General features: G+C 64.9%; 6 protein-coding genes and 1 tRNA gene. 2 read left to right on the top strand and 5 right to left on the bottom strand.

From position 1 onward, the window contains the following. The 3 genes from EOA60_RS17585 to EOA60_RS17575 form a co-directional block, all read right to left on the bottom strand. A partial coding sequence (locus EOA60_RS17585) for an ABC transporter permease (protein WP_128311665.1) occupies window positions 1–930 on the bottom strand: 930 nt, incomplete at its 3' end. After that, the gene (locus EOA60_RS17580) at window positions 927–1,631 is read right to left on the bottom strand and encodes an ABC transporter ATP-binding protein (protein WP_095802001.1); all 705 of its coding nucleotides are present in this window, start codon (window positions 1,629–1,631) and stop codon (window positions 927–929) included. The genes EOA60_RS17580 and EOA60_RS17585, both read right to left, overlap by 4 nt. A 2-nt stretch (window positions 1,632–1,633) precedes the next feature. After that, the gene (locus tag EOA60_RS17575; RefSeq protein ID WP_127335853.1) at window positions 1,634–2,920 is read right to left on the bottom strand and encodes an efflux RND transporter periplasmic adaptor subunit; all 1,287 of its coding nucleotides are present in this window, start codon (window positions 2,918–2,920) and stop codon (window positions 1,634–1,636) included. Between the two features lie 131 nt (window positions 2,921–3,051). On the opposite strand from EOA60_RS17575, the gene EOA60_RS17570 reads away from it, so the two are divergent. Beyond that, window positions 3,052–3,954, top strand: coding sequence for a PhzF family phenazine biosynthesis protein (locus tag EOA60_RS17570; RefSeq protein WP_095826220.1), 903 nt, complete (start codon window positions 3,052–3,054; stop codon window positions 3,952–3,954). Window positions 3,955–4,059: 105 nt separating this feature from the next. Then, a tRNA-Lys gene (locus EOA60_RS17565) sits at window positions 4,060–4,135 on the top strand. 48 nt (window positions 4,136–4,183) lie between these two features. Here EOA60_RS17565 and EOA60_RS17560 read toward each other — a convergent pair. Together EOA60_RS17560 and EOA60_RS17555 are read right to left on the bottom strand one after the other, a co-directional pair. Further along, window positions 4,184–4,576 (bottom strand): hypothetical protein, encoded by a 393-nt coding sequence (locus tag EOA60_RS17560; RefSeq protein ID WP_127335852.1) that lies wholly within the window; start codon window positions 4,574–4,576, stop codon window positions 4,184–4,186. Between the two features lie 92 nt (window positions 4,577–4,668). Then, window positions 4,669–5,221 (bottom strand): nicotinate-nucleotide--dimethylbenzimidazole phosphoribosyltransferase (locus EOA60_RS17555; protein WP_245502575.1); only part of this gene is annotated, 553 nt, incomplete at its 5' end.

The following is a 5,221-nucleotide window of genomic DNA, read 5'->3' as shown; positions in this document are numbered from 1 at the left end:
CGTGCGCTCAGTGACCGATACCAGCATGATGTTCATGATGCCGATGCCGCCGACCAGAAGGCTGACGCCGGCGACGGCACCCAGCATGCCGGTCATGGTGGTGGTGGCGCTGGCCATGGCGTCGGCGATCTGGGTCATGTCGCGGATCGAGAAATCGGCATCACGGTCCGGCGTGATGCGGCGCGTGTCGCGCAGGATGTCCTCGACGCGCGGCTGCAGTTCGGTGGTCGGCGTCCTGTCGTCGGCGGCGATGTAGATCGAGTCGATGTCGCGGTTGCCGGCGATGCGCCGCTGGTAGGCGGCCAGCGGCATCAGCACGACATTGTCCTGATCCTGGCCGAAGCCGGTGTAACCCTTCGGCTCGAGCAGGCCGATGATCCGGCAGGAGGTGCGGTTGACGCGGATCGTCTCGCCCTCCGGATCGCCGGCGCCGAAGAACTGCTGCCGCACCGTCTCGCCGATCAGGCAGACGCCGGCGCCGGCGCGCGCCTCGGAATCGCTGAAGGGGCGGCCCGACACCAGCTTCCAGTCGCGCGCGTCGAGATAGGCGCTGTCGGTGCCGGTAACGCCCGACGTCAGGCTCTCCGTGCCGAAGATGACCCGCACCTGTTTTTGCGACGCCGGTGCGATGGCGCGTGCGCCGCTGAGATGGGCAACCAGTGCTTCGAGGTCCTTGGCGGCCAGCGGTCGGGTGACCTGGTCGAGCCCGCCGGGGCCGCCAGGCCCTGCCGGACGGCCCGAGCGGACGACGAGCAGGTTGCTGCCGAGTTTCGAGATGTCGGCCTTGACCTTCTCGGTGGTGCCGGAGCCGATGGTGAGCATGGCGATGACCGCGGCGACGCCGATGACGATGCCGAGCAGGGTCAGGAACGAGCGCAGCACGTTCCGGCGGATGGAAATCAGCGAAAGGCGGACGGTTTCCCAAATCATGCTGCCTCGGCTTTCGGTGTATCTGAAGCGACGTGGCCGTCGAGGAAGCGCACCGTGCGCCCGGCATATGCCGCGACGTCGGCTTCGTGCGTCACCATAACGATGGTGAGGCCGAGTTCGGCGTTCAGCCTGGTCAGCAATTCCACTATTTCGTGCGTGCGCGCGGTGTCGAGATTTCCGGTGGGCTCGTCGGCGACGAGCAGGGTCGGTTTGGTGACGATGGCACGCGCGATCGCCACGCGCTGTTGCTGGCCGCCCGAGAGCTCGGCCGGCGTGTGATGTTCGCGCCCGACAAGTCCGACCTGGGCGAGCGCCTGCATGGCCAGCTCCCGGCGCTCGCGGGCGGAAACGCCGCGATAGATCAGCGGCAGCTCGACATTTTCCGCCGCCGTGGTGCGGGGCAGGAGATTGTAGCCTTGGAAGACGAAGCCGACATAAAGGTTGCGCAGCAGGGCGCGGCGGTTGCGGTCGAGCCGGCCTGCATCCACGCCCTTGAAGCGGTAGGTTCCGGCCGTCGGCGTGTCGAGACAGCCGATGATGTTCATCGCCGTCGACTTGCCCGAGCCGGACGGTCCCATGATGGCGACGAACTCACTTCTGCGGATGGCAAGATCGACGCCGGCAAGTGCGTGCACGCACGCTTCGCCCTCGCCATAGCTCTTCCATACACTGTCGAAGGTGATGAGCGGGGGAGCGGACACGGTCAGCTCCGTTGCTGCGAGCCGGTGATGACCTCTGCGCCTTCCTCGAGGCCGGACGTGATCTCGGTCAGTTCGCCGTCGGTCGAGCCGATCCTGACGTTGACGGCATGCGGCCGTCCGTTGTCCAGCACATAGAGCGTGCGAGAGCCGTCGATCGGTGCTTTCGTCGCCTCGCGCTGCCGGTTGGGGGGCCCCATGCGGCCGGTAAAGAGGTCGCGCAGGCTCCAGCCGCGGGCCGCCTGTTGCGCCGGGCGGTAACGGAAGGCTGTGGCCGGCACGGTGAGCACGCCCTTGGCCTGCCTGGTCACCACGGCGACCGTGGCGGTCATGCCTGGCCTGAGCAGAAGCTCGCCGTTGTCGACTTCCAGCCGTGCATTGTAAGTGACGACGCCGTCGGTGGTGACGGAGGCATAGGAGATGTCGCGGATCTCGGCGTCGAAGGGACGGTCCGGGAAAGCATCGACCGTGAAGCGGGCATGCTGGCCGGGCTTGACCTGGCCGATATCGGCCTCGTCCACCGCCGCCTGCAGCTCCATGTTCCGCAAGTCGGCAGCGATGACGAACAGCACCGGCGCCTGCAGCGAAGAAGCGACCGTCTGCCCCGGATCGACGGAGCGCGTGAGCACGATGCCGTCGATCGGCGCGTAGATGGTGCTCTTGGCAAGGTCGGTCTGCTGGGCCTTCAGATCAGCCTCAGCGATGGCGAGATTGGCCTCGGCGCTGTCGAGCGCGGCCTTGGAGCGATCGCGTGTCGCGGTCGCGGCCTCAAGCGATTGATCCGTCGCCATGCCGCGCTTGGTGAGGGCGCTCGCGCGGACCACCGCGTTCTGGTTTTCCTGCAGCGTGACCTTGGCATCTTCGACGGCGGCCGCCGCCGCCTTTGCCGAGGCGGTGGCGCGCTCGATCTGGACTTCGAGCTTGGCGGTGTCGAGCGTCGCGAGCACGTCGCCCTTCTTGACCTGCTGGTTCTCGTTGACGGCGACGGCGCGGACGATGCCGGAAAGCTCGCTGGAGATGTCGACCTGCGTCAGCGGCTGCAGCGTGCCGGTCGCCGACACCTTGACGGTCAGGTCGGCAATCGTCGCCGGCGCGGTCGTGTATTCGATCCGGGGCGGCGAGACGGCGTTCCAGCGGTAGCCGGCGATCGCGGCCGCCACGACAGCCAGCGCCAGCAGCGCGTAGAGCCGGAAGCGGCGGCGCTTGCGGCTCACGCCTTTGCGGTCGAGCCCGAGGGCCGTTTCGATGGAAGTGTCGGTTTCTGCGTTTGGCGGATTGACAAGCTGGTCCACCACGGACCCCTATAACGACAAATGATGTCCCTATCCGTGAACAAATCATGCCTTGAGGTTCGAATTTCAAATTAAATTTCCCTCATGTTGGGATCGAGCAGAAATTCGGGACGAGGCGGAAGGTTTTCCAAATGACGCGCGACTACTTGCTTTACGACGTGTTTACGACCGAGCGGCTGGCCGGGAATCCGCTGGCGGTGGTGCTCGACAGCGAGGGGCTGGATACGGCCGCCATGCAAGCGATCGCGCGCGAATTCAACCTGTCCGAGACGGTGTTCGTGCTGCCGCCCGAAAATCCCAAGCATCGCAACCGTATACGCATCTTCACGCCCGATTATGAGATGCCGTTCGCGGGCCATCCGACGGTTGGGTCGGCTATCGCGCTTGCGGAGCAGGCTGGCGAAGCGACTGGCATCTTTGTGCTGGAGGAGAACATCGGCCCCGTGCGTTGCGCGGTCAGCAAGCATGATGGCGCTACCTTCGCCGAATTCGACTTGGCGAAACTGCCTGAGCGGCTGGAACTCGCCGCCGAACCGGAAATGATCGGCGCCGCGCTTGGCCTTGGCCCGCATGAGCTCGGCTTCGAGAATCACCGCGTCTCCTTCTGGTCGGCCGGCGTGCCCTACCTCACCATTCCGGTTGCCGGCCTCGAAGCCGCCGCAAAAGTCAGGCTGGACAACCAGGCATGGTCCGAACTCGCGCCGCGCAAGAGCGAATGGGCCTTCGCCAGCCCGTACGTCTATTGCCGCGAGACGGTGCATCACGACAGCGCCTTCCATGTGCGCATGATCGTGCCGGGCAATCCCTCCTACGAAGATCCGGCGACCGGCTCCGCGGCGGCGGCCTTTGCCGGCGCCATCATGCATTTCGACGGTCCAACCGACGGGATCTCGCAGCTTTGGATCGAGCAGGGGCTGGAAATGGGGAGACCCTCGCGCATCCGGCTCGAGCTCAATGTCGACGGCGGAAAACTGGCCTCCGCGCGCATCGGAGGCCATGCGATCAAAGTGGCGGAAGGCCAGATTTTTGTGTGACACCTGCGGCAATTCGGCGATTTGTCTGGAAATGATCCGGCAGGGCTGGACATCGTTCAAACCGGCGGCTATATGCGCCGCCGACGCTGGATTTCCCGGCGGTGTGGGTGTGTAGCTCAGTTGGTAGAGCAGCTGACTCTTAATCAGCGGGTCCACAGTTCGATCCTGTGCACACCCACCAAAGTCTTTCCATAAAGCGGCCAGAAAACAAGCGAGATGGGCACCAGTCCTACTGCGCTGTCTTGCTCAAGCTGGCCTTGAACTTGACCTTCATCGTGATCTGGCCGGTCACCGTAACCTGCGATCCGCCATAACCGCCGACATTGCGGTCCCGGGCATTGACGTTAGTTGTCATGCCGGTGATTTCGCAGGTGTCGGCGACAGTCTCGGCCACCATGGCGCAACTGACGGCCGCGACCTTGTAGAAAGAGTGAAGTGCGGCCTGCTGCTGGGCGGCTGCGTCCTCGTCGTCCTTGACCGGAAGGGTCATCGAAATCGACGATTGGATTCTGGCAGATCCGTCTTCGCCGGGGCGAAGCGGGCGAACATATTGATCTTGGGCAAGGGCCGGCAGTGCCATCCCAGCAAGAAACGTAACAAATATTAGGCCCTTCAAATACATCGTTCGATCTCCCGTGAAACATCTCTGTCGCACGAATCAATCAAGACGACGTTATTTCGTCATTTCAACAGCGTTGAAATTTTGAAGGAAGATTATTTTTCCGAAACGCCGGCTTCCGCGAAACTCGCCATTCTCGTATGACACTCCAGCGCCGAGCGGACGATGTTGACGGCAAGGCAGGCGCCGGAGCCTTCGCCGAGCCGCATGCCGAGGTCGAGCAGCGGCGGCAGGCCCAACGCTTCGAGCAGGCGGCGATGACCGGCTTCGGCCGAGACATGGGCGGCGACGGTGTGCGCCAGCCCGGTCGGGTGCAGCCTTGCCAGCGGCGCGACGGCGGCGGTGCAGACGAAGCCGTCGAGCAACACCGGCACGTTGTTCTTGCGCGCGGCCAGCGTGGCGCCGAAGATCGCCGCAAGCTCGCGTCCGCCAAGGGCGGCGGCGATCTTCAGCGGGTCGGAAAGCGAATCGGCATGGCGCTTGAGGCCCGCCTCTATGGCGGTGATCTTGCGGATCAATCCGGCATCATCGACGCCGGTGCCGCGGCCGGTCCATTTTTCCGCGCCGCCGCCGTCGCGCCGCTGGCAAGGCTGCACCCGACCGGGCTGGCGCACACCGTCGCCGCCCATGTCTCGGCCGAAGCCGGTC

This window comes from Mesorhizobium sp. M1A.F.Ca.IN.020.06.1.1 (assembly GCF_004023265.1).
In the GTDB taxonomy this organism is placed as follows: Bacteria; Pseudomonadota; Alphaproteobacteria; order Rhizobiales; family Rhizobiaceae; genus Mesorhizobium.
Note: the sequence above shows the minus strand (reverse complement) of the source record. Positions and strands in the feature narration are given on the sequence as shown.

Bases quoted from the DNA above. Each gene is read 5' to 3' on its own strand.
- EOA60_RS17570 (WP_095826220.1), top strand. From the start codon at position 3,052: ATGACGCGCGACTACTTGCTTTACGACGTGTTTACGACCGAGCGGCTG.
- EOA60_RS17560 (WP_127335852.1), bottom strand. From the start codon at position 4,576: ATGTATTTGAAGGGCCTAATATTTGTTACGTTTCTTGCTGGGATGGCA.